This is a genomic window from Ruegeria sp. YTSA144, from assembly GCF_059610125.1.
Map to the genome: position 1 here is coordinate 39,387 of NZ_JBXWNA010000003.1, position 23,656 is coordinate 63,042.

26 protein-coding genes are annotated in these 23,656 nt (G+C 59.5%); 13 read left to right on the plus strand and 13 right to left on the minus strand.

Translation table 11 applies throughout. The annotated features are described in order from the left end of the window. Positions 1 to 107 precede the first annotated feature (107 nt). Positions 108 to 470, minus strand: coding sequence for a preprotein translocase subunit SecG (secG, locus tag AC2FF8_RS09025; RefSeq protein WP_170346559.1), 363 nt, complete (start codon positions 468 to 470; stop codon positions 108 to 110). Between the two features lie 151 nt (positions 471 to 621). On the opposite strand from secG, the gene nthA reads away from it, so the two are divergent. The 5 genes from nthA to AC2FF8_RS09050 all read left to right on the plus strand — a co-directional run bounded on the left by nthA (position 622) and on the right by AC2FF8_RS09050 (position 3,998). Next, positions 622 to 1,236, plus strand: coding sequence for a nitrile hydratase subunit alpha (gene nthA, locus AC2FF8_RS09030; protein ID WP_496879493.1), 615 nt, complete (start codon positions 622 to 624; stop codon positions 1,234 to 1,236). Further along, positions 1,233 to 1,916 carry a nitrile hydratase subunit beta gene (gene nthB, locus AC2FF8_RS09035; RefSeq protein WP_496879494.1) on the plus strand — a complete coding sequence of 228 codons (684 nt, stop codon included), beginning with the start codon at positions 1,233 to 1,235 and terminating at the stop codon, positions 1,914 to 1,916. Before nthA ends, nthB begins: the two co-directional genes overlap by 4 nt. After that, positions 1,913 to 2,242, plus strand: a complete 330-nt coding sequence (locus AC2FF8_RS09040; protein WP_496879495.1) for a nitrile hydratase accessory protein — start codon at positions 1,913 to 1,915, stop codon at positions 2,240 to 2,242. Before nthB ends, AC2FF8_RS09040 begins: the two co-directional genes overlap by 4 nt. Positions 2,243 to 2,466: 224 nt before the next feature. Continuing rightward, on the plus strand, positions 2,467 to 3,762 hold the full coding sequence (locus AC2FF8_RS09045; RefSeq protein ID WP_257600455.1) for an adenylosuccinate synthase: 1,296 nt from the start codon (positions 2,467 to 2,469) through the stop codon (positions 3,760 to 3,762). Next, positions 3,762 to 3,998 (plus strand): DUF2842 domain-containing protein, encoded by a 237-nt coding sequence (locus AC2FF8_RS09050; protein ID WP_171228487.1) that lies wholly within the window; start codon positions 3,762 to 3,764, stop codon positions 3,996 to 3,998. The genes AC2FF8_RS09045 and AC2FF8_RS09050 overlap by 1 nt, the downstream gene beginning before the upstream one ends. A 154-nt stretch (positions 3,999 to 4,152) precedes the next feature. Here AC2FF8_RS09050 and AC2FF8_RS09055 read toward each other — a convergent pair whose 3' ends face one another. Continuing rightward, a complete protein-coding gene (locus AC2FF8_RS09055) occupies positions 4,153 to 5,853 on the minus strand; it encodes a hypothetical protein (RefSeq protein ID WP_496879496.1) in 1,701 nt (566 codons plus the stop codon). Between the two features lie 219 nt (positions 5,854 to 6,072). On the opposite strand from AC2FF8_RS09055, the gene AC2FF8_RS09060 reads away from it, so the two are divergent. Continuing rightward, entirely contained in the window at positions 6,073 to 6,684 is a 612-nt protein-coding gene (locus tag AC2FF8_RS09060) for a thiamine diphosphokinase (RefSeq protein WP_496879497.1), read from the plus strand. Here AC2FF8_RS09060 and AC2FF8_RS09065 read toward each other — a convergent pair. Genes AC2FF8_RS09065 through AC2FF8_RS09080 form a run of 4 tightly spaced genes read right to left on the minus strand, consistent with a single transcriptional unit; the run spans position 6,629 to position 10,104 of the window. Next, a complete protein-coding gene (locus AC2FF8_RS09065; protein WP_257600458.1) occupies positions 6,629 to 7,543 on the minus strand; it encodes a DMT family transporter in 915 nt (304 codons plus the stop codon). The genes AC2FF8_RS09060 and AC2FF8_RS09065 overlap by 56 nt on opposite strands. 45 nt (positions 7,544 to 7,588) lie before the next feature. Then, positions 7,589 to 8,005, minus strand: coding sequence for a GFA family protein (locus AC2FF8_RS09070; RefSeq protein WP_171328837.1), 417 nt, complete (start codon positions 8,003 to 8,005; stop codon positions 7,589 to 7,591). A 22-nt stretch (positions 8,006 to 8,027) separates the two neighbouring features. After that, positions 8,028 to 9,401, minus strand: coding sequence for an L-serine ammonia-lyase (locus tag AC2FF8_RS09075; protein ID WP_496879498.1), 1,374 nt, complete (start codon positions 9,399 to 9,401; stop codon positions 8,028 to 8,030). A gap of 1 nt (position 9,402) precedes the next feature. After that, positions 9,403 to 10,104: a glutathione S-transferase family protein gene (locus AC2FF8_RS09080; protein WP_496879499.1), complete on the minus strand. Its 702-nt coding sequence runs from the start codon at positions 10,102 to 10,104 to the stop codon at positions 9,403 to 9,405. Between the two features lie 167 nt (positions 10,105 to 10,271). On the opposite strand from AC2FF8_RS09080, the gene rpiA reads away from it, so the two are divergent. The 6 genes from rpiA (at position 10,272) to AC2FF8_RS09110 (ending at position 16,475) form a co-directional block, all read left to right on the plus strand. Continuing rightward, positions 10,272 to 11,060, plus strand: coding sequence for a ribose-5-phosphate isomerase RpiA (gene rpiA / locus AC2FF8_RS09085; RefSeq protein WP_496879500.1), 789 nt, complete (start codon positions 10,272 to 10,274; stop codon positions 11,058 to 11,060). Between the two features lie 126 nt (positions 11,061 to 11,186). Further along, entirely contained in the window at positions 11,187 to 12,545 is a 1,359-nt protein-coding gene (gene gor / locus AC2FF8_RS09090; RefSeq protein ID WP_496879501.1) for a glutathione-disulfide reductase, read from the plus strand. Between the two features lie 72 nt (positions 12,546 to 12,617). Then, positions 12,618 to 13,760 carry an FtsH protease activity modulator HflK gene (gene hflK, locus AC2FF8_RS09095; RefSeq protein ID WP_257600463.1) on the plus strand — a complete coding sequence of 381 codons (1,143 nt, stop codon included), beginning with the start codon at positions 12,618 to 12,620 and terminating at the stop codon, positions 13,758 to 13,760. Continuing rightward, positions 13,760 to 14,656: a protease modulator HflC gene (gene hflC / locus AC2FF8_RS09100; protein ID WP_170346574.1), complete on the plus strand. Its 897-nt coding sequence runs from the start codon at positions 13,760 to 13,762 to the stop codon at positions 14,654 to 14,656. The genes hflK and hflC overlap by 1 nt, the downstream gene beginning before the upstream one ends. Beyond that, positions 14,656 to 14,850: a DUF2065 domain-containing protein gene (locus AC2FF8_RS09105; RefSeq protein ID WP_480684618.1), complete on the plus strand. Its 195-nt coding sequence runs from the start codon at positions 14,656 to 14,658 to the stop codon at positions 14,848 to 14,850. Before hflC ends, AC2FF8_RS09105 begins: the two co-directional genes overlap by 1 nt. Before the next feature lie 110 nt (positions 14,851 to 14,960). Beyond that, positions 14,961 to 16,475: a Do family serine endopeptidase gene (locus tag AC2FF8_RS09110; protein ID WP_496879502.1), complete on the plus strand. Its 1,515-nt coding sequence runs from the start codon at positions 14,961 to 14,963 to the stop codon at positions 16,473 to 16,475. A 222-nt stretch (positions 16,476 to 16,697) separates the two neighbouring features. Here AC2FF8_RS09110 and AC2FF8_RS09115 read toward each other — a convergent pair whose 3' ends face one another. The 5 genes from AC2FF8_RS09115 to AC2FF8_RS09135 form a co-directional block, all read right to left on the minus strand. Then, positions 16,698 to 17,366, minus strand: coding sequence for a Crp/Fnr family transcriptional regulator (locus tag AC2FF8_RS09115; protein WP_170346577.1), 669 nt, complete (start codon positions 17,364 to 17,366; stop codon positions 16,698 to 16,700). A 113-nt stretch (positions 17,367 to 17,479) separates the two neighbouring features. After that, entirely contained in the window at positions 17,480 to 18,085 is a 606-nt protein-coding gene (locus tag AC2FF8_RS09120; protein ID WP_496879503.1) for an inner membrane-spanning protein YciB, read from the minus strand. 16 nt (positions 18,086 to 18,101) lie between these two features. Next, positions 18,102 to 19,004 (minus strand): EamA family transporter, encoded by a 903-nt coding sequence (locus AC2FF8_RS09125; protein ID WP_496879504.1) that lies wholly within the window; start codon positions 19,002 to 19,004, stop codon positions 18,102 to 18,104. Between the two features lie 90 nt (positions 19,005 to 19,094). Further along, complete coding sequence (gene ftsY / locus AC2FF8_RS09130; RefSeq protein ID WP_496879505.1) at positions 19,095 to 20,234, minus strand: signal recognition particle-docking protein FtsY; 1,140 nt, start codon at positions 20,232 to 20,234, stop codon at positions 19,095 to 19,097. Between the two features lie 58 nt (positions 20,235 to 20,292). Next, on the minus strand, positions 20,293 to 20,931 hold the full coding sequence (locus AC2FF8_RS09135) for a lysoplasmalogenase family protein (RefSeq protein ID WP_496879506.1): 639 nt from the start codon (positions 20,929 to 20,931) through the stop codon (positions 20,293 to 20,295). A gap of 155 nt (positions 20,932 to 21,086) precedes the next feature. Here AC2FF8_RS09135 and AC2FF8_RS09140 point away from each other — a divergent pair, with 155 nt between their 5' ends. Then, positions 21,087 to 21,467 (plus strand): hypothetical protein, encoded by a 381-nt coding sequence (locus AC2FF8_RS09140; protein WP_496879507.1) that lies wholly within the window; start codon positions 21,087 to 21,089, stop codon positions 21,465 to 21,467. Here AC2FF8_RS09140 and AC2FF8_RS09145 read toward each other — a convergent pair whose 3' ends face one another. Next, positions 21,468 to 22,109 (minus strand): glutathione S-transferase family protein, encoded by a 642-nt coding sequence (locus AC2FF8_RS09145; protein WP_210092177.1) that lies wholly within the window; start codon positions 22,107 to 22,109, stop codon positions 21,468 to 21,470. Positions 22,110 to 22,112: 3 nt separating this feature from the next. Beyond that, a complete protein-coding gene (gene xseA / locus AC2FF8_RS09150; protein WP_496879508.1) occupies positions 22,113 to 23,597 on the minus strand; it encodes an exodeoxyribonuclease VII large subunit in 1,485 nt (494 codons plus the stop codon). Positions 23,598 to 23,656: the final 59 nt, after the last annotated feature.

Sequence of the window (23,656 nt, forward strand, 5' to 3'; positions counted from 1 at the left end):
AAAACCGCTGCATCACGGGACTTCACGTATAAAGGATTCGCGCCAAAAGCGCAAGAGAACCGCAAGATGCTGTTGCAGTCCTCTTCCAGGTTTCTAGGTTTTGTAGGTCAGTCGGCCTGCGGGATCAGCGGCGCGTTGTCGCCCTGTGCAGGCGGCAGAAGGTCATCCGCCGACGGAATTGCCGGAGTGTTTTCTTCGCTTGAAGCCGGAGCCGGGACGCCCAAACGGTCGATCACCGAACTGCCCGAAGACTTCTGCGCCGCCAGAATGGTCAGCGTGATCGAGGTCACGATGAAGCAAGCGGCGAGGATCCAGGTCAGTTTGCCCAAAGCGGTCGCTGCTGCACGGCCTGTCATGGCACCACCGCCGCCGCCCATGCCAAGGCCACCGCCTTCGGACCGTTGCATCAGAACAACGGCAATCAGGCCCAGAGCCAAAAGAAGGTGGATGATGAGAACGACGTTTTCCATGGTGGTCCTGTACAGCGTGGCGTGTATCGCGTGGTACTTATGCAAGTTTGCCAGCGGGGGCAAGTCACGAGTTCGCATCACCGCACGTGATATGTCATGTCACGTCAAAGGGACTGGACAGAACGCCGATGCGTGACGCAGGCTGCGGCCCATGCCACATGACGACCACGACCACCCGCACGCCCTTTTGCCGCCCGAACCCGCGCTGCGCGTCAAAGCGCTGGAAACGATTCTGACCCGCAAGGGCCTGATCGACCCGGCGGCTCTGGACGAAATCATCGACACCTATCAGAACAAAATTGGCCCGCAGAACGGCGCGCAGGTTGTCGCAAAAGCCTGGAGCGACCCAGCTTTCAAGGCCGCTCTGCTGAAAGACGCCACCCCGGTGGTCGCGGATCTCGGCTATTATGGTCGCCAGGGCGAACACATGGTTGTCGTCGAAAACACGCCGGCCCGGCACAACATGGTCGTCTGCACCTTGTGCAGCTGCTATCCTTGGCCGTTGCTGGGTATCCCGCCGGGCTGGTACAAGTCTGATGCCTACCGGGCCCGAGCGGTGCGTGAACCCCGCAGAGTACTGGCCGAATTCGGTGTCACCTTGGACGAGCGAACGTCCGTAAGGGTCTGGGATTCGACGGCCGAGGTTCGCTATCTGGTTCTGCCGATGCGTCCCGAAGGTACCGATGGGATGAGTGAGGTGGCGCTTGCCGCACTTGTGACACGTGACAGCATGATCGGCACGGGCCTGCCGAAGGCCCTTTCATGACCCGCGTTCACGATATGGGCGGCCGCTTTGGAGATGGTCCGATAAACCCCGAGGCCGAGGATGCGCCGGTTTTTGCCGAAGACTGGCACGCACGTGCGCTGGCGGTGACACTTGCCTCCGGTTTTCTGGGGCAGTGGAACATCGACATTTCCCGCCACGCAAGGGAACGGTTGTCGCCAAAAGACTATTCGCGGTTTTCCTACTACGAGAAATGGATCTCGGGCCTGGCTGACCTGTTGGTGGAACGCGGCGTTCTTTCCCTGGATGACCTGCGCGGCGGCAAAGAGAAAGAGGATGGGCCGCATCCGTTGGCAGAACGGATGCTCAAGGCGGAGGCCGTGTCTGCTGCCCTGGCCAAAGGTGGGCCAGCGGACAGGCCTTCGAACGTGTCGGTGCAGTTTTCTGTCGGTCAACAGGTGGTCACTACCCGCCCAGCGGGAAATCGCATTATGGATGGCGGGCACACACGCCTGCCGAATTATGCGTCCGGTGCAAAAGGGCGAATACTGCGCCTGCACGGAACCCATGTCCTGCCCGATTCCAATGCTCATGGGCTGGGCGAAGCGCCTGAACCGATCTATGCGGTGGTCTTCCCCGCTTCGGAACTTTGGACCAGCCCGGAGCATCCGGATGACGAAGTGGTACTGGATCTCTGGCAAAGCTATCTGGAACCGGCATGAGCGGCTGCAACGAACATTCAGCCCCAGAACCGGTGTTTGCCGAACCCTGGCACGCTCAGGTCTTTGCCGTCACCGTTGCCCTGAACGAGGCGGGACGGTTCGATTGGTCCGATTGGGCGGCGCGATTCTCGGACACGTTGAAGCGCCACGGGCTCACGCGAGAGCTGGATGGCGGCGACGACTATTTCCAGGCATGGCTGGAAACGCTCGAGGGGTTGCTGGCCGAGCAGGGCGTCGCGCCGCCACGGGAGGTGAAAGGGCTACATCAGTCCTGGGAAGAGGCTTATCTGATGACACCTCATGGGCAACCGGTGCATCTGCGTTGATGTCGGGCAGGGGGCTCTGCCCCCGCCGCCCGTTCCGTGCGGCTCCCCCGGGATATTTTCAGCCAGATGAAGCAGGGGATCCGCTTTTCATCTGGCCATAAATATCCCCGCCGGAGGCATCGCGCGTTCGCGCGATTTTCATCTGCGGCGAAATATCGGTTTCCCTGCCGTTTGCGCCCCGCTATATGAGCCGGGTTTGATAACTCAGCGCAAAAGGACCGGATATGGCCAACGTGGTTGTTGTCGGCGCCCAGTGGGGTGACGAAGGAAAAGGCAAGATCGTCGACTGGCTCAGCGAGCGGGCGGACGTGATCGCGCGTTTTCAGGGCGGGCACAATGCCGGACATACGCTGGTGATTGATGGCGAAGTTTACAAGCTGCACGCTCTGCCGTCCGGTGTCGTGCGGGGCGGTAAGCTGAGCGTCATCGGCAACGGCGTGGTGTTGGACCCATGGCATCTGGTCAAGGAAATCGCGACCATCCAGGCACAGGGTGTAGAGATCACCCCCGATACGCTGATGATTGCCGAGAACACCCCGTTGATCCTGCCGATCCACGGTGAGTTGGATCGTGCGCGCGAACAGGCAGCCAGCAAGGGGACCAAGATCGGCACCACTGGTCGTGGGATTGGACCGGCCTATGAAGACAAGGTCGGGCGTCGTTCCGTTCGCGTCGCGGATCTGGCGGATGAGGCCACGCTCGAGGCTCGGGTGGACCGTGCTTTGCAGCACCATGACCCGCTGCGCAAAGGTCTGGGGATCGAACCGGTCGACCGCGACGCGCTGATCGCCCAATTGAAAGAGATCGCGCAAGAGATTCTGCCGTTTGCCGCGCCTGTGTGGAAAGTTTTGAACGAAAAGCGCAAAGCCGGAAAACGCATCCTGTTCGAAGGGGCGCAAGGCGCGCTGCTGGACATTGATTTCGGCACCTATCCCTTCGTGACCTCGTCCAACGTGATCGCAGGACAAGCTGCGACAGGTGTGGGGATTGGACCGGGCTCGATCGACTTTGTTCTGGGGATTGTAAAAGCCTACACCACCCGAGTCGGCGAAGGCCCATTCCCGACAGAACTTGAGGATGCGGATGGTCAACGCCTTGGGGAACGCGGACATGAGTTTGGAACAACAACAGGTCGCAAGCGCCGCTGTGGCTGGTTCGATGCGTGCCTTGTCCGTCAGACCTGTGCGACCAGTGGCGTGAACGGTATCTCGTTGACAAAACTGGACGTTCTGGACGGGTTCGAAACCCTGAAGATCTGCACAGGCTATGAGCTGGACGGTGAACGCTTGGACTATCTTCCGACAGCGGCTGACCAGCAGGCGCGCTGCACCCCGATCTACGAAGAAATGCCGGGCTGGAGCGAATCCACCGAAGGCGCGCGCAGCTGGGCCGATTTGCCTGCCAACGCAATCAAGTATGTGCGCCGGGTCGAAGAGCTGATCGAATGCCCTGTGGCCCTTTTGTCCACCAGCCCGGAGCGGGACGACACCATTCTGGTGACCGACCCGTTTGCAGATTGATGAACAAAGAGCAGAAAACAGGTCTGAGCTACAAGGCGCGCCGGCGGTGGTCGTTGGTTATACTTGTGATCGGCCTGCCACTTTACATTGTGGCGGTGGTGACGGTTCTGAACTGGCTGGAGCGCCCCCCGATATGGGTGGAGCTTCTGGTATATATCGTTCTGGGCATTCTTTGGGCGCTGCCGTTCAAATTCGTTTTTCGCGGTGTTGGCAAGGAAGACCCGGATCAATCCTGAGTTGGGCCAATGCTCGGGCCAAGGGGGATGGTCGGGCCCGGTACAATGGCCAACGCCGAGTCGTGCTTAACAAACGGGCGGTTGTCTCTGAACCAGTGGCAAAAAACAAGGGCCGGGGTTTTCCCGGCCCTTTTTTGTCAATTGGCGAGATTAGTCAGCCTACCGCACGCTCATCATCAGGACGGAAGCCGATCAGGTCAGAGGCCGCAAAACGGCCGCCACCGGCTTTTTCGATCTTTCCATCGCGCAGCAGCTGTCCGAAGGAACGCAGGCTTTCTTCGCGATTGAACTCATCCTGCTTCAAAGAACGGACCTTGTTCATCAGTTGCGGGCGCGAGAATTGCTGCTGCCCTTCGATGAAGGACAGGTAGGCCGCCGCGGCTTCAAGCAGGTCCTGAAGCGACTGTGCACCCTGATCTTGTGCGAATTGCGCAAAACCGCCTTCTTCCGACCCGGCTTCTTCCACCTGAGTGGTCACGCGACGCGGCATCACGGGGCCATTGGATTCGCTTTGATCGTCCACGCGCTGCTCAGCAACCAGCTTCAACGGAGCCGGAGCGTCTGCTTCCGGGCGTATGCTGGTCACGTTTACCTCGGGGCGGCGCGGGCTGACCGCTGACGCCAGATCGACGCGATACTCATCGACAGGCGAGGTGTCCGGGGCCGGTTGGCCATCACGGTCGGCCTCGGTCGCGGCAACGGCGGTGCGAAGGTGCGAATAGGTTTCTCGCGCGTCGCTGCTGGAGGGGTCCTCCATATGTTCACCGGTTTTGGCCATCAGCCGCGAGATATCCTGATCAGGATCGGCGTCATCCGTCAGTTTTTGGCTTGAACGGCCTGCCATGTCTTTTTCGATCTCGGAAATCTCGGACAGCAGCTGAATTTCGTCCTCTTCCGTCAATACTCCTTGCGCCTGATCGTCTTGCGGCTCATCACCTGGCTCATCTTCGGATTCGATCGCCACGTCTTCGACGTTGAGGATGTTTGGAACATCCTCTTCGTCGATTTCCTCGTCGGTATCCTCTTCCAGATCCGAGAACAGGGGCTCAGCAGGAAGCTGCGCGTCGTCCGTTGCGACCTCGACTTCTTCATCCAGCAGGTGGTCGGGGGTCAGTTGCACCTGCTGTTCGGAATCGTTCTCGATAATCGGCTCTGCGGTTTCGAAGGCCTGGTTTTCAGATGCTGCCGGCGCGTCGTCTTGTACGTCTTCGGCGTCAAGCGCTTGCAGGTCCTCGATTTCTGCGGCCTCGGGCTGGGCGGGTTCCGCGAAGTCCTCTTCATTGAGAGCACCTGCTTCGAACGCGGCGGCCACGGCGTCCACCGGGGGGGCGGTGTTGGCCAGCAGCGAAGATTCCTCGTCTTCGGAATAGGCAGTGGGGGGGACGTCCGAATGGGAAACAACGGCCCGGATGCGTTGCAGTTTTGCTGCAATGCTATCGGCCGGCGGAGATGTGGTGGCGTCGACGGCCTTCACGTCCGTGAATGCGGTCTGCACCGGGCTTGGTTGCGCATATTCGGGGGGCGGGGTGGTCATAGCATCTGCATCTGGCGCGTGCCGGACCGGTGCGTCAGAACCGACCGGTGCCGGGGCTTCGGTATTTGGAGCGGCACGCAGCAAAAGCCCGGATTCGTTTTGGCTGGCTTCGACGCGTTGCGATGCGTCGCGGCGTGCGATGCGGGTCAGCATTTCGGCGTCTGGTTGTGGAGGCTCCGAGCCGAAGTAACGATCATCCGCAGCGAGATCGCGGAAATACTCGGCAATGGCTTTCATCGTTTCAAAGGAATCGTCGAATCCTTCCAAAGTGCAGGAGAAGGTTCCATATGAAACGGTCAATACCTTGTTATTCTGTACCATCAGACGCACGTCCTTTACAAACTACAAGAGCCCACTTACCCGGAATCGGGAGCACACGGAGGCTCTGAACTTTATGCATGAACCTATCATTTTGTGGTCTTAATGTGTCCAAATCCGGGAAAAATGGCCAATCTTAGGAAAAATGAACCAATTGTACGCTCTGCTGATCCAATCGGGTTGTTTGGGGGGGGTTATGTTGGTTTCGAGGACCTGAATTTGGTGCTGAACCGCGTCACTTCAGTCGTTGCAGCGGATGGTGGGGCGGCGGTTCTGACAGAATCAGGCCGGATTCCGGACGCGGTCATCGGGGACTTCGATTCGCTGGACACCGCGTCGAAAGCCAAAATCCCGTCTGAACGGCTTTTTGCCATTCGCGAGCAGGACAGCACCGATTTCGACAAGACCTTGCGCAATGTGCAGGCTCCACTGGTTTTGGGGGCCGGTTTTCTGGGCGGGCGGCTTGATCATCAGCTTGCCGTTCTGAACGTGCTGGTCAGACGTCAGGAACAGGCCTGCATTCTGCTGGGCGCGCATGAGGTGGTTTTTCACGCGCCTCGCCAAATCCGGCTGCCGGTTGCGCCCGGAGATGTGGTTTCCCTGTTTCCAATGCGCCCTGTGACGGGGCGCAGCACCGGGCTGGAATGGCCCATCGACGGCCTGCGGTTGCAACCGGACGGGCAGGTCGGAACCTCCAATCGCGCGCTGTCGGATGTTGAATTGCAGATGGATGGGCCCGGCCTGTTGGTGATGGTTCCCCGCGCCGCACTCGATCCGCTTATGCAGGTGTTTCTGTCGGGGCAGATCGAGCGGTGGCCCGTTCGCGAAGAATAACGTACAAACCGGCGGCGACGGTGATCATGATCCCAACCGCCGCCAGCCCGTCCGGTAGGTCGCTGAATATTGCCCAGCCAATCAGGGTTGCCACCGGGATTTCCAGATATTGCATCGGGGCCAGCGTGGCCGAAGGTGCATAGCGCAGTGACCATGTCATCAGCAGATGCGCGACAGTTCCCAAAACTCCTATCGCGATCAGCAGCCAATACAAATCGGCGGCGGGCAAGGCGGCTGACAGGTTCCAGATACCAAGCGATGTTCCGATCACAAGGACAGGAACCAGCCCCACAGTGGCCATGACGCCAGACACAGCCTGCAAGGAAATCGGATCAGTTTCCTTGGCAATCTGCCGCGTGACCAGCATGAACAGCGCAAAGACCACGGCGACGATCAACGGCAGCAGGGCAGGTAGGCCCACCTCGGCAAAGCTGGGCTGTATGACCAGAAGTGTGCCGATGAAACCGACGATGCAGGCCACGAGGCGCCGCGCGCCGACCTCTTCGCCCAGAACGTATCTGCCCAGAAGCAACATGATGAACGGCATGACAAAGGCAATGGCGACGGCGTCAGCCAAAGGCAGGAACTGGAGCGCGCTGAACATCGCAGTTATGCCGATGATGTGCAGCAGCGTGCGGATGACTGTCAGGCGCAGAATCCGCCCGCGCATCCGCCAGGGCCGGCCCGTCATCACCACAAGGGGAATGAGTATCAACGCTTGCACCGCGAAGCGGACAGTAACCAGCAGACCTAACGGGGTCGTCTCACCCAACAGCTTTGCCATCGCATCCCCCAAGGGCGCGAGCACGCAAAAACCGAGCATCAGAAAGATGCCGAAGACGGGACGATCCTGAGTCATGCGCGCGACGCTATCTGCTTCGCGGCGCAGTGGAAAGCTCGAATGTCAGGCGTCGGGCAGGGGTTGAACCTTTGTATAATCCGGCCCGGTGCAGGTGGGCAGGTTGTCATCCAGATGCAGCCAGCTCAGCCTTTCTTCATGAGACACGTGCAATGTGGGCTGCATTGCCTCGGGGCTCTCCAAAGTGGCGACGTATAGATGCAGCACATCCGACATTTTGGCTGACCGGAATGAGATTGGTGTGCCGCAATGAGGGCAAAAGCTGCGCTCGACTCCGGGCGAAGAGTTGAAGCGTTTCGGCTCTTCCCCGATCCAGCGCCACTGACCGTCACGAACCGCGAAATAGGTTGTCATCGGCGCGGCGCATTGGCGTCGGCAACTGTCGCAATGACAGGTGACACAGGACAGGGCAGGAGGGTCAATCTCGTACTTGATGCTGCCGCACAGGCAATGTCCACGCATATCGACCCCCTTTGTTGCGATCTCAGCAGTTTGGCACGTTCACGGCCAATCCACCAAGCGAGGTTTCCTTGTATTTTTCGTGCATGTCATGGCCGGTCTGACGCATCGTCTCGATCACCGCATCCAGCGGCACGAAATGCTCTCCATCCCCGCGAAGGGACAAAGACGCGGCGGACACAGCCTTGATGGCCCCCAGCCCGTTACGCTCGATGCAGGGCACCTGAACCAGCCCGGCGACGGGATCGCAGGTCATGCCCAGATGATGCTCCAACGCGATCTCGGCGGCGTTTTCAACCTGTTCGGGCGTGCCGCCCATCACGGCGCAGAGCCCCGCCGCGGCCATGGCTGATGCGCTGCCGACCTCGGCCTGACACCCCGCTTCGGCCCCTGAGATGGACGCATTGTATTTGACCAGCCCGCCAATCGCGGCCGCGGTCAGAAGGAAGTCTTCGATATGGCTCTCCGAAGCACCGGGAACGTGGTCCAGGTAATAGCGCAGTACCGCGGGAAGAACGCCCGCCGCCCCGTTGGTCGGTGCCGTGACGACTTGTCCACCGGCGGCGTTTTCTTCGTTGACCGCCATGGCGTAGACGCTCATCCAGTCGTTGATCGTGTGCGGCGCGGTCAGGTTCATGCCGCGTTCGGCCATCAGCGCGTCATAGATACCCTTTGCCCTGCGTCGCACTTTCAGCCCGCCGGGCAGAATGCCGTCGGTGGTCAGACCGCGTTCGATACAGGCATTCATGACGTCCCACAGGCGGGTGCAGCCCTTGGCGAAACTGTCGGCGCAGCCGCGCGCGATCTCATTGGCGCGCTTCATCTCAGCAATGGTTTTGCCGCTGGATTTGGCCATCTCCAGCATCTCGGCCGCGGTGTGGAACGGGAAGGGCACGGGCGGCCCGTCGTTGGTGTCCTTGCCTTGGGCCAGTTCTTCTTCGGTCAGGACAAAACCACCGCCAATGGAATAGAACACCTGGCGCAGGATCACGTCCCCCTGCGCGTCCGTGGCCATCAGGATCATCCCGTTGGCGTGTCCCGGCAGGTTGATGTCATAGTCGAAAACCAGGTCTGCTTTTGGATCGAACTGAAGCGTCGGCAGGCCGTCGGGAGAAACCGTGTGCGTCTTGGCGATGTCCGCCAATGCGGTCTCGGCCTTGTTGTTGTCGTAGGTGTCCGGAACAAAACCGGCCAAACCCAGAATGGTCGCCCGGTCAGTCGCATGGCCGACGCCGGTAAAGGCGAGCGAGCCGTGCAGCGAGCCCTTCAGACCCGTAAATTCAAAGGGTGAAGCACGCATCATATCCAGAAAGCGCGCCGCCGCCACCATGGGGCCCATGGTGTGCGAGGAGGACGGGCCGATGCCCACTTTGAACATATCGAAGACAGAGAGGAACATGTCAGGTAGCTGAGCCTTCTAAGGGGTTGGCGTAAATAGGAGAGGTGTAGGGTGCGGGGCCCAGACCCTCGGCCGCGATGGCTGCGACGGTGGCGGGGCGTGTCTCAAGCTGTGCCAGGATGGTTTGCAGGGCTGGGGTGTCAGTCAGTTGATACCAACTGCGATCTGCCTTGGCCGGGTACAAGGCCATCCAGCGCATCATGCATGCGACGTAATAGGTCAGAACCGACGGGCATTCCGCGCGGAACCAGGCTGGCGCGCGTTTTGCCAGCGCGTCCAGCAGTTGCAGGTGTTGCTTCAAACGGGGGCGGATGCCTGCACGCAGGGTATCGGCCTGTGGCGGGGCGATGTATTTCTCGGCATAGAACAGAATGCGCAGATCGGCGTGCAGCGTGTTGGACGCAAAGAACAGCCATTTCAAAAACTCGGCGCGTTCGGGGGCCTCTGTCGCCGGGGCCAGTTGCCCGTGGCGCTCGGACAGCCACAGCAGGATTGCCGCCGTTTCAAAGATCGGCCCTTGCGGAGTTTCAAGCACCGGGATCAGCCCGTTGGGGTTCAATGCCCTGTACACCGCGCTGTCCTGTTCGTTGCGACGGCGATCGACCAGCACGGTTTCATAGGGCGCACCCATTTCTTCCAACACCAGCCGGATCACCAGCGAGGCGTTGTCAGGGGCGTAGTGCAGGCGGTAACGGGTCAACATGCGGGCAATCTATATGACAAAGATGAGGGCGTAAGACATGATTGCGACGTTTCCGATAGGAAACGCGCAGTCTTCAGGCATCTTTACGTTTGCTGAACCTCAAATTGTGGTCGCAGTCGCGCGGCGCATTCCCTATAACTCGGGCAGGCCAAACTGGGAAAGCTGCCATGACCGGAGAACTGTCGCCCATCGACACCGCAAAATACGTGGCTGCATACCGTGCCGCCGAGATGGTCGAGGACGGCATGCGCGTGGGTCTTGGAACGGGATCTACCGCGGCCTGGCTGGTTCGTCGTTTGGGCGAACGGGTGCAGGACGAAGGTCTGCGGATCAAGGGCGTTCCCACATCCACCCGCACCGCGCAGCTGGCACGCGAAGTCGGGATCGAAGTCATTTCTCTGGATCAGGCCGGGTGGCTGGACATGACCATCGACGGCGCGGATGAATTCGACGCTGACCTGAACCTGATCAAGGGCGGCGGCGGCGCGCATTTGCAGGAAAAGATCGTTGCCACGGCCAGTGATCAGATGATCGTCATCGCCGATGCCGGGAAAGAGGTGGAAACGCTGGGTGCTTTCCCCTTGCCGGTCGAGGTTGTTCCATTTGGCTGGCAAACCACGCGGACACTGATCGAAGAAGCGCTGGACGCGATGGATGTACTTGGGACCTCGTCGGCGCTGCGTATGAATGGCGCGGCCCCGTTTGTGACTGATGAGGGCAACCACATTCTGGACCTGCATCTGCAACGCATCGGCAATCCCCGTCAGATGGCCTTGATCCTCAATCAGGTTCCCGGCGTGGTGGAAAACGGCCTGTTCATCGATATCTGTGACAAGGTCGTCATCGGCCATGGCGACGGGCGGGTCGAGCTGCGGGATATCAACGCGGGCACCCTTGAACTGGACCAACTGTTGAGTGGAACCCGGGAAAACCTGTTTTCCGACCAAACGGACTGAGTTTTATGCAAGCCAATCGGACAAGCGTCGGCAAAAGATCGAAAATTCCACGCCCGGGGGTTGGCACCGCGGTTTTCGCGCCCAGATATCCAGAGGATTTTTGCAAGTTGAACGAAGGAACCCGGCATGAGCTTTGACTATGATCTTTTCGTCATCGGCGGAGGCTCGGGCGGGGTCCGGGCGGCACGTGTGGCGGCGGGTGAAACCGGTGCAAAGGTCGCGCTGGCTGAAGAAGACCGATATGGCGGCACCTGTGTGATCCGGGGCTGCGTGCCAAAGAAACTGATGGTCTTTGCCAGCGAATACTCGGGCATGGTCGAAGACGCACAAGCCTATGGTTGGGCCGTTCAGCCCGGCGCGTTTGACTGGGACACGTTTCACGGCAAACTGGTTGCCGAACTGGACCGGCTGGAAGGAATTTATCGCAGCATCCTGAAAAACAACGGTGTCGAAAGCTTTGATCAACGCGCGCGCCTGGTGGATGCGCACACGGTCGAACTGACCGATGGCACCCGGAAAACCGCCAAACACATCCTGATCGCCACCGGCGGCCGCCCGGTTGTGCCGGATTTCCCGGGATCGGATCTTGCGATCACGTCGAACGAGATTTTCCATCTGGACAAGTTGCCCAAGAGCATTCTGATCGTCGGCGGTGGCTATATCGCCAGCGAATTCGCCGGGATCATGAACGGTCTGGGCGTCAAGACCACGCAATTCTACCGCGGTGCGCAGATCCTGCGTGGCTTTGATGAAGAAGCGCGTGGGTTGATCTGCGAAGAGATGCGCCAGAACGGCATCGACGTGCGTCTGGGCACCAATGTTCTGGAAATGGCCAGAGACGGCGACCAGATCCGCGTCAAGGCAACCGACGGCACCGAGGATCGTTTTGACGTGGTCATGTACGCCACGGGCCGCGCGCCGAATGCCAACAATCTCGGGCTGGAAGATCTGGGCGTCGAACGTGGTCGCAAGGGTGAGATCGTCGTGGATGAATACAGCCAGACCGCTGTTCCGTCGATCTATGCCATCGGCGATGTGACCGACCGGGTCAACCTGACGCCCGTGGCCATCCGCGAGGGTATGGCTTTTGTGGAAACCGTTTTCAAAGGCAACCCGACACCGGTGGATCACGACCTGATCCCGACCGCGATCTTCACGCAACCTGAATTCGGTACAGTTGGCCTGAGCGAGGAAGAAGCCTCGGCCCAGGAACCGATCGAGGTCTATGCCACGTCGTTCAAGCCGATGCAGAAGGCGTTTGCCGGTGGCACGCAGCGGGTTTTGATGAAACTGATCGTCTCTCAGGCCACGCGTAAGGTTCTAGGGTGTCATATCGTGGCCCCGGGGGCCGGTGAGATGATCCAGCTGGCTGGTATCGCCGTAAAGATGGGCGCGACGAAAGAAGATTTTGACCGCACGGTTGCAGTTCATCCGGTGATGGCCGAAGAACTGGTGACAATGCGGCAACCTGTACGCACCGCTTGATTTGCAAGCGCGCGCACACACGTTACAAGGGAACCCGTGATCACACGGTCCAATACAAGGGAAAAGATACATATGGCGGGCAACAGCGGCGGCCCCTGGGGGGGCGGAGGCTCATCCGGAGGCGGAGGAAATCGGGGTAACAACGGGGATGGGCGCAAGCCCCCCGAAGGCGAAGGCCCGCAGATTCCCGAAATCGACGAGCTGATGAAAAAAGGCCAGGAGCAGCTGCGCGTCCTGATGGGCGGTCGCGGCGGCGGTGGCCGTGGTGGCAGCGGTGGTCAGGGCGGTGGAGGCCCGGCCTTTACCAAAGGCACTGTTGCGATCGGCCTGGTTGCGGCTGCCGTTTTGTGGGGGCTGGCCAGCTTTTACACAGTAAAACCGGAAGAACAGTCAGTTGAGCTGTTTCTGGGTGAGTTCTCGGCCGTTGGCAATCCGGGTCTGAACTTTGCGCCATGGCCGTTTGTCACTGCCGAGGTGATTCCGGTCACCCGCGAACAGACCGAAGATATGGGCGGAGCCCGCGGCAGCGACGATGGACTCATGCTGACCGGCGACGAAAACGTGGTCGATATCGACTATCAGGTCGTCTGGAACATCAGCGATCCGGCCAAGTTCCTGTTCAATCTGCGTGATCCACGCCAGACCATCCGCGCCGTGTCGGAATCGGCGATGCGCGAGATTATCGCGCAGAGCGAGCTGGCACCGATTCTGAACAGGGATCGTGGCATCATCGCGGATCGTCTACAGGAACTGATTCAGGCGACCATGGACAGCTATGATTCGGGGATTAACATTGTTCGCGTCAACTTCGACAAAGCCGACCCGCCGCAGGACGTGATCGCCGCCTTCCGCGACGTTCAGGCCGCCGCGCAGGAGCGTGACCGGCTGCAAAACGTCGCCGACGCCTACGCCAACCGGGTTCTGGCTGAGGCGCGCGGTGAAGCTGCCCAGGTTCTGGAAGAAGCCGAAGCCTACCGCGCACAGCAGATCAACAGCGCCATGGGTGAAGCCAGCCGTTTCAGTGCGGTTTTGGAAGAATACTCCAAAGCGCCTGAGGTGACCCGCAAGCGTCTGTATCTGGAACGGATGGAGCAGGTTCTGGGTGACGTCGACAAGATCATTCTGGACGAAAACTCGACCGGATCGGGGCAGGGCGTTGTACCTTACCTGCCGCTGAACGAACTGCGCCGCAATTCCGGACAGGAGAGCAACTGATGCGTAAAACGACCTTTATTCTACCGATCGTTTTCATCGCGATTGTTGGTGTTCTGTCCTCGATCTTTATCGTGGATGAACGTGAGCGCGCGTTGGTTCTGCAATTTGGCCGCGTTGTTGCGGTCAAGGAAGAGCCGGGTCTGGCGTTCAAGATCCCGCTGATTCAAGAAGTTGTCCGCTATGACGACCGGATCCTGTCCATCGACGTTCAACCGTTGGAGGTTACGCCTCTGGATGATCGTCGTCTCGTGGTGGACGCTTTTGCACGTTACCGGATTTCGGACCTGAACCAGTTCCGTCAGGCCGTTGGTGTCGGTGGTATTCCGGTCGCCGAAGACCGTCTGGATCGTATCCTGCGCGCCGAAACCCGCGAAGTACTGGGTTCGGTGTCGTCACGAGACATCCTCAGTTCGGACCGTGCCGCGCTGATGCTGCGCATCCGCAACAGCGCGATTGCCGAGGCACGTGCGCTGGGCGTCAACGTGATCGACGTACGCCTGAAAGCGACCGACTTGCCGCAAGCCAACCTCGAGGCAACCTTCGACCGGATGAAGGCCGAACGCGAACGTGAGGCGACCGACGAACGCGCCCGCGGCAACGAAGCTGCGCAGCGTGTACGCGCGCAAGCTGATCGTACCGTGGTCGAGTTGGTTTCGGATGCGCGCCGCGAGGCCGAGATCATCCGTGGTGAAGCTGACGCCGAACGAAACGCGATCTTTGCTGAAGCCTACGGTGCAGACCCGGAGTTCTTCGAGTTCTATCGCTCGCTGACCGCGTATGAAAAAGCGTTGCAGGGCGGCAATAGCTCATTGATCCTGAGCCCGGATTCCGAGTTCTTCAACTATCTCAGTTCACCAACGGGACGGTCGGCCCCGGCTGCCGCGCCGTCTGAATAATGGGTATGATCCTTCTGGCCTTCGGGCTGGTGCTGATTGTCGAGGGGCTGGCCTATGCGCTGGCCCCTTCGCTTGTCGAACGGATGCTTGAAGCCCTGCGGGACATGCCAGAGCAAGCCCGGCGTCTGGTCGGATTGCTGTGTGTGATCAGCGGGCTGATCCTGCTTTGGGGCGCGCAACACCTGGGATTTTGACGCTGCGGTTTCACTTGCCGGTGATTTCGTTGCGATCCCGAGTTGCTCGTGGGGTCAAACTGACTACATTGGTTTGTAAGAAAGGCCGTGAACAAGCGGTCTTGACGAGAATGTCGACAAGGAGAGCTCAAGTGCAGGCGAAAGCGCGCAGTGTATCCGTCCGGTGGGACGAAGTGAGTGTTTGGATGCGGCTGATGTGGCTGGCTTTTGCCGGTTCACTGCTTTTGCTGGCGCAATCGGCGGTGGCACAGGCGAGGGGCGAAAGCCTGGCACCACTGGCCGAGAAAGTCAGCCCGGCGGTTGTGAACATCACCACCAGCACCCTGATCGAGGGCCGGACTGGCCCGCAGGGCATCGTGCCCGAAGGTTCTCCGTTTGAAGACTTCTTTCGCGAGTTCCAGGACCGAAACGGCGGAGAAAACGACAACGCGCCGCGTCGCAGCAATGCGTTGGGGTCGGGGTTCGTGATCTCGGAAGACGGCTTTATCGTCACGAACAACCATGTGATTGCCGAAGCTGATGAGATCCTTGTGGAATTCTTTCCCGGCGATGGTCAGCCCAAGAAAGAACTGGTGGCCAAAGTCATCGGAACTGATGAGAAGACCGATATCGCTCTGCTCAAGGTCGAGGCTTCGGGTCCGCTGAAATACGTGAAGTTCGGCAACAGCGATGTGGCGCGTGTCGGGGACTGGGTCATCGCCATGGGCAACCCGCTTGGGCAAGGCTTTTCGGTATCGGCAGGGATCGTTTCAGCCCGCAACCGAGCGCTGAGCGGAACCTATGACGACTACATTCAGACGGATGCGGCGATCAACCGGGGCAACTCGGGCGGGCCGCTGTTCAACATGGACGGCGAAGTGATCGGTGTGAACACCGCAATCCTGTCGCCCAACGGCGGTTCGATCGGCATCGGTTTCTCGATGGCATCGAATGTCGTCGTGAAGGTCGCGGATCAACTGCGCAAATATGGCGAGACCCGTCGCGGCTGGCTGGGCGTCCGTATTCAGGACGTAACCGAGGACATGGCAGAAGCCATGGGGCTGGAAAAGCCGGGCGGCGCGCTGATCAGCGATGTACCGGAGGGTCCCGCCAAAGAAGCCGGATTGAAGGCGGGTGACGTGATCCTCAGCTTTGACGGCGTCGAGGTGGAAGACACCCGTGGCCTGGTGCGTCAGGTCGGCGAAGCAGAGGTCGGCAAATCCGTCAGAGTGATCGTGCACCGCGACGGCGGAACGCAGACCGTACTTGTGACACTGGGGCGTCGGGAAGATGCGGAACGCGCCGACAATGGCGAGGAGGAACCGCAGGAAGCTCCGATTGAAGAGAACGCGGATATTCTGGGCCTCACGATTTCCCCCCTGACTGATACCCTGCGTGCAGATCTGGGGCTGGATTCTGATGCAGACGGTCTTGTGATTACGGATGTCGATGAAGCATCCGAGGCGTATGCCAAGGGGATGCGGGCGGGTGACCTGATCACCGAAGCAGGCCAGCAAAAGGTGGAAACCATCGGAGATCTCGAAGCTCGGATGGAAGAATCGCGCGAAGCCGGTCGCAAATCTCTGCTGCTGTTGGTGCGCAGGGGCGGTGATCCGCGTTTTGTGGCGCTGAGCCTTGAGAACTGATTGAACAGGCCGGGATAACCTCCCGGCCTTTTTTTGGCTGCGGGCCGGACCGGGTTTTACCGGCACGCAAATAAAATGAGCCATACGCAGTGATTGCGTATGGCTCAGATACAGGGAGAGGTCAGTGGACAGATATCGGGGATGATTCTCTGACCTCCTACGGTAACAAACTCACCTTAGGTCAACGCGGAATCAATGGTCTGTGAACCAGGTCACACCTGATCAAATAAGATCTGAATCAGCCAATTCCCGCAGGGCTTCAAAATCCTGGATCAGCAAGCCGCCACGAGAGGCTTCGACCATGTTGTCGCGTTTCCAGGTCGAGATGGTTTTGGAAACCGCCTCGCGCGTGGCTCCGACAAACTCGGCCAGCTCGCTCTGCGACAGGGTGATGCGCGCGGACGGGTCGTCCTGCAAACCCGACAGGTGCAGCAGCTTGCGAGCCAGCCTGATCGGCATGGGCAGAAACACCTGTTCGTTCAATTGCGATCCCATCCATCGCATCCGCAATCCGGCAAGTCGGATCATATCCACTGCCAGATCAGGCTGTTGTCTGATCTGGTTCATAACGTCGTTGCGGCGCACACGCAGTACACGTGACTGTTCTGCCGCCGCAATGGTGGCCGTACGCGGGCCATTGTCAAACAACGCGATTTCACCGAAGACTTCGCCGGGGCGCATCAAGGTCAGCGTCAGTTTGCGGCCGCTCATTGCCAGAAAGGAAACCTCCAATGTGCCTTCCAGAATGGCATAGAGAGAGTCGCCCTCGTCGCCTTGTTCAAAAAGTACATCACCTTGGGACAGAGATATTTCGGTCGCCTGCGCCGAAAGCATTTCTCTGAGCCCGTCGGAAGCTTCGGCAAGGAAGCCGCTGTTGGGAAAGGCCGTCATGTATGCACCGATCTTGGGCAAAGTATGAGTGTGGGTGGTGGTACAACTTCCCATAGCTGGGCGCTCAAGCCAAGAATTTTGTTTGTTTTGGCAGGTCTGGCGGGTGCAGGGGGCTATTTCTGCTTGGGATCGTCCATATATCGTTGCAGAATGCTGAACTGAAGCATCAGGAAGGCCATCAGCGCGATGGGAAAGCCGAAGGTCTCGATCTTGACCCATAGATCCGTCGACATGGTGCGCCAGACGAATTCGTTTGCGGTGGCCAGTACGGCGAAACACGCGCACAGGCGGCGCGTGAGTATCATCCAGCCTTCGTGTTTCATCGGCAGCATTTCGTCCAGAACATAGGCCAGATAGGATTTCTTTTGCATCAGACCAATGCCGAGGATCAGGGCAAAAAGCCCATAGACAAGCGTGGTTTTCATCTTGAAGAACCGCTCGTCGTTGAACCAGGCTGTGAGGCCGCCGAAGAAAATCACCATGAAGGCCGTGAAGATCTGCATCCGGCTGAGTTTGCCGGTCAGATACCACAGGATACCCATTGCCCCCAGCATCAGCGGGACGAAGATTATCGTGGCGATGATAAACCCGGAATACTCGATGCCGCCGATCAGAAAGCTGTCGTCGCGCAGGCGCAGGTAGATGAAGAAGAAGGCCAGCGGGGGGCCAAGTTCCAGAACCTGTTTCAGAAACGGGTTGATGTCTTTTTTGCCTGTCATCTGTACTTCCTGCTGCTTACCCGCCCATTTCAACTATTACGGCGCCAAGTGCAATCAATGCCATCAGGGCAATGCGTCTTGGGCCGACAGTTTCCTTTAGCACAAGCCAGCCGATCAGCGCAGCGAAGACCGTTGAGGTTTCGCGCAGAACGGCTGCTTCACCGACCTTGTCCAACCGGGTGGCCAGCATGATCGCCCCGAAGGACAAAGGGGCGATGATACCGCCGGCGAGGCCGCGCAGCATCAGCGGGCCAGGTGCAGGTCTGTGCGCCATCGCGCGCCACCTGAGAAATGCGTAGATCGGCATGGCCGCGCCGTCGATCATGAAGAACCAGGCCAGAAAGGTGAACGGATCGGCGGTGGCGCGAATGCCATAGGCGTCATAGGTGGTGTACAGGGCCACAAACAGGCCTGTGATGACCGCCAGTGTCAGCGCGATGCCCAGCGTATCCCTGTCGGTTTCCAGGAACCTGAAGTTGTAGGCGGCCAACCCGAATATCCCGGCCAGCAACGTAGCTACGCCCAGCCATTGCACGGCCGAGAATGCTTCGCCGAACAGAAGATAGGCACCGATGACGGTGAACAGCGGACCCGTCCCGCGCACCACCGGATAGACGACGGTGTAAGAGCCTTTGGTGTACGCCATGGCTTGCAGGGTCTTGTAGGCGATGTGGATCAGCCAGACGAGTGCGAAGATCGGCCACATATGAGGTTCGGGCCATGGGACCACGAAAAAGGCGAAGGGGGCTGCCATAAGGCAATAGCAGGCGTCGATCGCGCCACGGGACAGCCACGGGTCGTGCCTGCCTTTTTGCAATGCACCGAAGACCGCGTGCAGGAACGCCGCCATCAAGGCCAGCGCCAATGCCAGTTGGTGTCCGGTCTCGGTGCCTTCGAGAGAGATCAGCCAGTCGCTCAAATACGCGGACCTTTTGCGGAGCGGAGAAGGTGGGGGGCTGTCTGCCCCCCACACCCTCCGAGGATATTTGGGGCCAGATGAAGCCTGGGATCAGCCTTTGTCGAGACCGGTGAGGGCGGCGGCGAATTCTTCGGGGTCGAAAGGGGCAAGGTCGTCGATCTGTTCGCCGACTCCGATCGCGTGGATGGGCAACCCGAATTTGTCTGCCAGGGCAACAAGAACACCGCCCTTGGCCGTGCCGTCCAGCTTGGTCATGACCAGACCGGAAACGTCCGCCAGATTGCGGAACGTTTCCACCTGGCTCAGTGCGTTCTGACCGGTGGTGGCGTCGAGTACGAGCAAGGTATTGTGTGGAGCGGTGTCATCAACCTTGCGGATAACGCGGACGATTTTGGCCAGTTCCTCCATCAGGTCGGTGCGGTTTTGCAGGCGGCCTGCCGTATCTATCATCAGCAGATCGGCGCCTTCTGCCTGTGCACGGGTCAGCGCGTCAAAGGCGAGGCTGGCAGGGTCCGAGCCTTCTGGTGCGGTCAGAACCGGAACTCCGGCGCGATCGCCCCAGACCTGCAACTGTTCCACGGCCGCAGCGCGGAAGGTGTCGCCGGCGGCGATGATGACCTTTTTGCCGGCCTCTTTGAACTGGCTGGCCAGTTTTCCAATTGTCGTGGTCTTGCCCGAGCCGTTGACGCCGACGACCAGCACCACTTGTGGCCGTTTGGGATAGATCGGCAGAGGCTTGGCCACAGGCTCCATCACGTGGGCGACTTCCTGGGCCAGAAGTTGCTTGATCTCTGTGGTCGACAGTTTGCGGCCAAAGCGGCCCTCAGCCATGTTAGACGTGACCCGCAAGGCCGTGTCGACGCCCATGTCCGAGGCGATCAGCAGCTCTTCGAGCTGTTCCAGCATGTCATCGTCCAGGGTGCGGCGCATTTCCGTGGCGGCGCCTCGATTGAACAGGCGGTTCAGGATACCCTTGGATTCCGGTATTTCCGGCGGTGGAGCGACAGGCGTGGGGTCAGTCGGGATCGGTGCCGGCGGTTCAACCGGTTGCGGGGCCGGGGCAGGCTCTGGCACTTCTGGAACGGGTTGCGGATCGGGCTGCGGCTGGGGGATCACCGGGTCCGGAGCCGCCGTTTCCTCGCCGCCATCCTCGACGATGGCTTCCAGCCCTTCTTCAAGACGAGATGAAGATTTGAACAGCTTGTCCTTTAGCTTTGAGAAAAACGCCATACTTGGTCTCCACAGGTGTTCCCTTCACCTAATGCGGATTTGCGGCAGTTGCAAAGGGTCACGCGAACGCAAGGACAAAGCCGAATTGCGCGCCCCAGTAGAGGGGCCACACCAGATAAGGCGTTACCTTGAGGGCAGGGTGGTTCGGTGGCAGCAGGAATTTCTCGGTTGCGAGGATCAGATCTGACGCGATGAAGGCCATGGCGGCGGGCAAGGCCCACTGAAGCGGGCCGGCATCCGGCAGTGCCAGCACAGTGATCCCCATTCCGAGAATGATCGGGATATAGGCCAGAACGGGCCCCTTCAGGTCTCCGGCGCGGGGCGCAAGCAGTGTGGCCATGATGATGCCAAGAATGATCAAGGACCATACAATCGCTGGTGCGTTCCAAATCAGCGCAGCGGAACTTGTCGGATGAGACAGGAACAGAGCGATATAGGCCAGATGCCCGGCGGCAAAAGCGGCGATGCCCGCCATGAACGTGGTATCTGTTTCGCGTGACAGCATAGCGTCGCCGGACGCACACAGAGCGAGCGCAAGAACCAACAACCAAGGCCCACCGTGCAAGACGGCTATGACCGCCAACAAGACGACCGAAGCGGTTTTCAGCACGGTGCGCAAAGATCCGGCGGGTCGGGAGGTCAGCGGCAGATAACCAAGGGCACTGCCAAGGGCGATCCAGAACAGTATGGTTGTCATGTCATCTCCTCGCCGGTTCAGAATAATCTGATCTGCGGCGTGGCGTGAAATCAACCGCTTACGTCGAGTTAAGTGTTATGTGATGACACCGGTCCAACAGGCGAATGGCATGACCGGAGCGCTTCTGCCAAAATGGAAACATGTTCAGATCCTTTATGATTCTTGCAACTTTTGCCGCACAGTCAGTGGCGGCACAAACGCCTTTGTCTGGCTCGGAGTTCGACAAGTATACGCAGGGTAAAACTCTGTTCTACGGGTTCGAAGGTCAGATTTACGGGGTGGAGCGGTATCTTCCGAACCGTCGTGTGATCTGGTCTTTTCTCGACGGGAATTGCAAGGAAGGTATTTGGTATCAGCAGGGTGAACAGATTTGCTTTGTCTACGAAGACAGGCTGGATCCGCAATGCTGGGTTTTCACTCAATCCGGTGGCGGTTTGATTGCGCAATTCGAAGGTAATCCGGAAGCGACCGAACTGTATGAGGCAGAGGATCTTGGGGAAGAAATGGTTTGTTACGGGCCCGACGTTGGCGTTTGATCAGTTTCGGCGCAGCTCGTCATAGCTGATCATGACATGGGTCTGGTAGGCTGGCCTTTCGGTCAGCGTGTCATAGTACCGGCGCAAATTGGGCAGTGATGTACGTGATATATCGATGTCATAGTAGCGATAGAGAACGTGTCCCAACTGGATATCGGCCAAAGTCAGGCAGGAACCGCACAGGAACGCATGTTCAGACAGTTGCGCATCGGCGATTGCCAGCGTGCTTTCTAGCGCTGTCAGGGCTTTTTCGATTGCATGGTGGTCGTGCTCTGCCTCCGGTGTCCGCACAACCCGCCAGAACACAGGTACCGTGAATGCCATCGCGACGTTGATCTTGGCCCATTCCGCCCACTTGTCCACTTCGGCTTGCCGGGTCGGGTCGCGTGGCCAGAAATCATCTTCACCATACGCGGAGGCCAGATACCGCAGGATTGGGCCCGTCTCCCAAAGCGGGGGGCGTTCGCCATCCTGTATCACCGGGATGGTGCCGTTTGGGTTCAGTTTGCGAAAGCCATCCGTGTTCAGCCCGCCGAACCTGTGCCCCACATCGTGGCGCTGAAACTCCAGCGCCAGTTCACCGACGCACCACATCAGGGCCTGTACATTGGATGATGTTCTTCGGCCCCAGATGGTCAGCATGGCCTAGAACAGCGATCCCTGATCCGGGGTGTCCGGTCTGGGTTTTTTCGAAGGTGACTTCGCGGCCGGGCCCGTGCTGAGAACACCATCGGCGAATTCGATTTCGAGCGCCGTTTGTTTGGCGGCCTGAGCCTTGGTGGTGATCACATTCCCTTCGGCCCGGACGACCGCGTATCCGCGGTCCAAAGTGGCCTTGTAGCTCAACGTCTCGCGCAGGCGATCCGTCGCTTCGAGTTGCTGTTTGAGGCGGTCCAGTCGCGTGGTTTGGGCCGTATGCATTCGATCGCCAAGACGGTTCAGGTTCTGCCGCTGTTGATCAATTTCCCTTTGGATTGGGCGCAAAGACAGGCGTGAGGACAGGTTGTGTAGTGATTCCCGTCGTGCAGATACCAGACTGCGCAGGGTTGAGGGGCGCAGATGGGCAGACAGTTCCACCACTTGAAGGCGACGGTTCTGAACCCCGCGGATCAAGGCGGGCGTGAGTCGATCTGCAATCAAATCAAGGCGTTGTCTCGGAGAGTTCAACAGGCTATCCGGGCGCGGCAGGGCGCGGGACAGATCGCGCAGCCTTTGCGTTCGGCGTTGGACGGCATCCGTTGCCGCGCGGGACAGGCGTGCGCCTTGCTCGCCAGTCCAGGCAAGCAGTTCCATGCGGACGGGAACGGCCAGTTCGGCGGCCGCGGTGGGTGTTGGCGCGCGCTGGTCCGAAACGAAATCAATCAGGGTGGTGTCGGTTTCATGCCCAACGGCCGAGATCAACGGTATGTCCGACGCGGCTGCGGCGCGGGCGACGATCTCTTCATTGAAGCCCCAGAGGTCTTCGATCGATCCGCCGCCACGGGCCACGATGATCAGGTCGGGCCGGGGCAACGCGCCGCCGGGTGTCAATTGGTTGAAGCCTTCGATGGCGCGGGCAACCTCGGGCGCGCAGTTGGCCCCTTGAACCGCCACAGGCCAGATCAGCACCTTGCGCGGGAACCTGTCCCTGAGCCGATGCAGAATGTCGCGGATCACGGCGCCTGAGGGGGATGTGACCACGCCAATAACCTGCGGCAGGTATGGCAGGGGTTTTTTGCGTTCGGGCGCGAATAATCCTTCGGCCTCAAGCTGCTTCTTGCGCTTCTCCAGCAGCGCCATCAGCGCGCCCTGACCCGCGACGGAAACCTCATCGACATTCAGGTTGTATTTGGATTGCGCCCCGAAAGCCGTGAGGCGACCGGTGACGACGACCTCCAATCCTTCTTCGGGCACAACGGACAGGCCGGAAATCTGACCTTTCCACGTGGTGCAGGCCAAAACGTTCCTGTCGTCCTTGATGTCGTAGTACAGATGCCCGGATCGGGCTTTGAACACGCGCCCAACCTCACCGCGCACGCGGATTCGACCGAACGAGCCTTCGAGCGTCCGTTTCACCTCACCCGAAATTTCGGACACAGTGTATTCAGGGGTGTTTTGGCCCGGAATCGGGTCATCAAGCAGGTCGGACATTTCAGCGCCTTGTTTCAAATGCGCGCCCAGCTTAGAACGCCGCGCAGGCAAGGCCAAGC

What these genes read in the sequence shown, in the direction of transcription:
- AC2FF8_RS09120 (WP_496879503.1), bottom strand. Translation starts at nt 18,085, where the DNA reads ATGACAGGCAAAAAAGACATCAACCCGTTTCTGAAACAGGTTCTGGAA.
- AC2FF8_RS09105 (WP_480684618.1), top strand. Translation starts at nt 14,656, where the DNA reads ATGGGTATGATCCTTCTGGCCTTCGGGCTGGTGCTGATTGTCGAGGGG.
- AC2FF8_RS09070 (WP_171328837.1), bottom strand. Translation starts at nt 8,005, where the DNA reads ATGCGTGGACATTGCCTGTGCGGCAGCATCAAGTACGAGATTGACCCT.
- gor (WP_496879501.1), top strand. Translation starts at nt 11,187, where the DNA reads ATGAGCTTTGACTATGATCTTTTCGTCATCGGCGGAGGCTCGGGCGGG.
- AC2FF8_RS09055 (WP_496879496.1), bottom strand. Translation starts at nt 5,853, where the DNA reads ATGGTACAGAATAACAAGGTATTGACCGTTTCATATGGAACCTTCTCC.
- AC2FF8_RS09050 (WP_171228487.1), top strand. Translation starts at nt 3,762, where the DNA reads ATGAACAAAGAGCAGAAAACAGGTCTGAGCTACAAGGCGCGCCGGCGG.
- AC2FF8_RS09075 (WP_496879498.1), bottom strand. Translation starts at nt 9,401, where the DNA reads ATGTTCCTCTCTGTCTTCGATATGTTCAAAGTGGGCATCGGCCCGTCC.
- nthA (WP_496879493.1), top strand. Translation starts at nt 622, where the DNA reads ATGCCACATGACGACCACGACCACCCGCACGCCCTTTTGCCGCCCGAA.
- ftsY (WP_496879505.1), bottom strand. Translation starts at nt 20,234, where the DNA reads ATGGCGTTTTTCTCAAAGCTAAAGGACAAGCTGTTCAAATCTTCATCT.
- AC2FF8_RS09110 (WP_496879502.1), top strand. Translation starts at nt 14,961, where the DNA reads ATGTCGACAAGGAGAGCTCAAGTGCAGGCGAAAGCGCGCAGTGTATCC.
- xseA (WP_496879508.1), bottom strand. Translation starts at nt 23,597, where the DNA reads ATGTCCGACCTGCTTGATGACCCGATTCCGGGCCAAAACACCCCTGAA.
- AC2FF8_RS09145 (WP_210092177.1), bottom strand. Translation starts at nt 22,109, where the DNA reads ATGCTGACCATCTGGGGCCGAAGAACATCATCCAATGTACAGGCCCTG.
- AC2FF8_RS09140 (WP_496879507.1), top strand. Translation starts at nt 21,087, where the DNA reads ATGATTCTTGCAACTTTTGCCGCACAGTCAGTGGCGGCACAAACGCCT.
- hflC (WP_170346574.1), top strand. Translation starts at nt 13,760, where the DNA reads ATGCGTAAAACGACCTTTATTCTACCGATCGTTTTCATCGCGATTGTT.
- AC2FF8_RS09040 (WP_496879495.1), top strand. Translation starts at nt 1,913, where the DNA reads ATGAGCGGCTGCAACGAACATTCAGCCCCAGAACCGGTGTTTGCCGAA.
- secG (WP_170346559.1), bottom strand. Translation starts at nt 470, where the DNA reads ATGGAAAACGTCGTTCTCATCATCCACCTTCTTTTGGCTCTGGGCCTG.
- hflK (WP_257600463.1), top strand. Translation starts at nt 12,618, where the DNA reads ATGGCGGGCAACAGCGGCGGCCCCTGGGGGGGCGGAGGCTCATCCGGA.
- rpiA (WP_496879500.1), top strand. Translation starts at nt 10,272, where the DNA reads ATGACCGGAGAACTGTCGCCCATCGACACCGCAAAATACGTGGCTGCA.
- AC2FF8_RS09045 (WP_257600455.1), top strand. Translation starts at nt 2,467, where the DNA reads ATGGCCAACGTGGTTGTTGTCGGCGCCCAGTGGGGTGACGAAGGAAAA.
- AC2FF8_RS09135 (WP_496879506.1), bottom strand. Translation starts at nt 20,931, where the DNA reads ATGACAACCATACTGTTCTGGATCGCCCTTGGCAGTGCCCTTGGTTAT.
- AC2FF8_RS09115 (WP_170346577.1), bottom strand. Translation starts at nt 17,366, where the DNA reads ATGACGGCCTTTCCCAACAGCGGCTTCCTTGCCGAAGCTTCCGACGGG.
- nthB (WP_496879494.1), top strand. Translation starts at nt 1,233, where the DNA reads ATGACCCGCGTTCACGATATGGGCGGCCGCTTTGGAGATGGTCCGATA.
- AC2FF8_RS09065 (WP_257600458.1), bottom strand. Translation starts at nt 7,543, where the DNA reads ATGACTCAGGATCGTCCCGTCTTCGGCATCTTTCTGATGCTCGGTTTT.
- AC2FF8_RS09080 (WP_496879499.1), bottom strand. Translation starts at nt 10,104, where the DNA reads ATGTTGACCCGTTACCGCCTGCACTACGCCCCTGACAACGCCTCGCTG.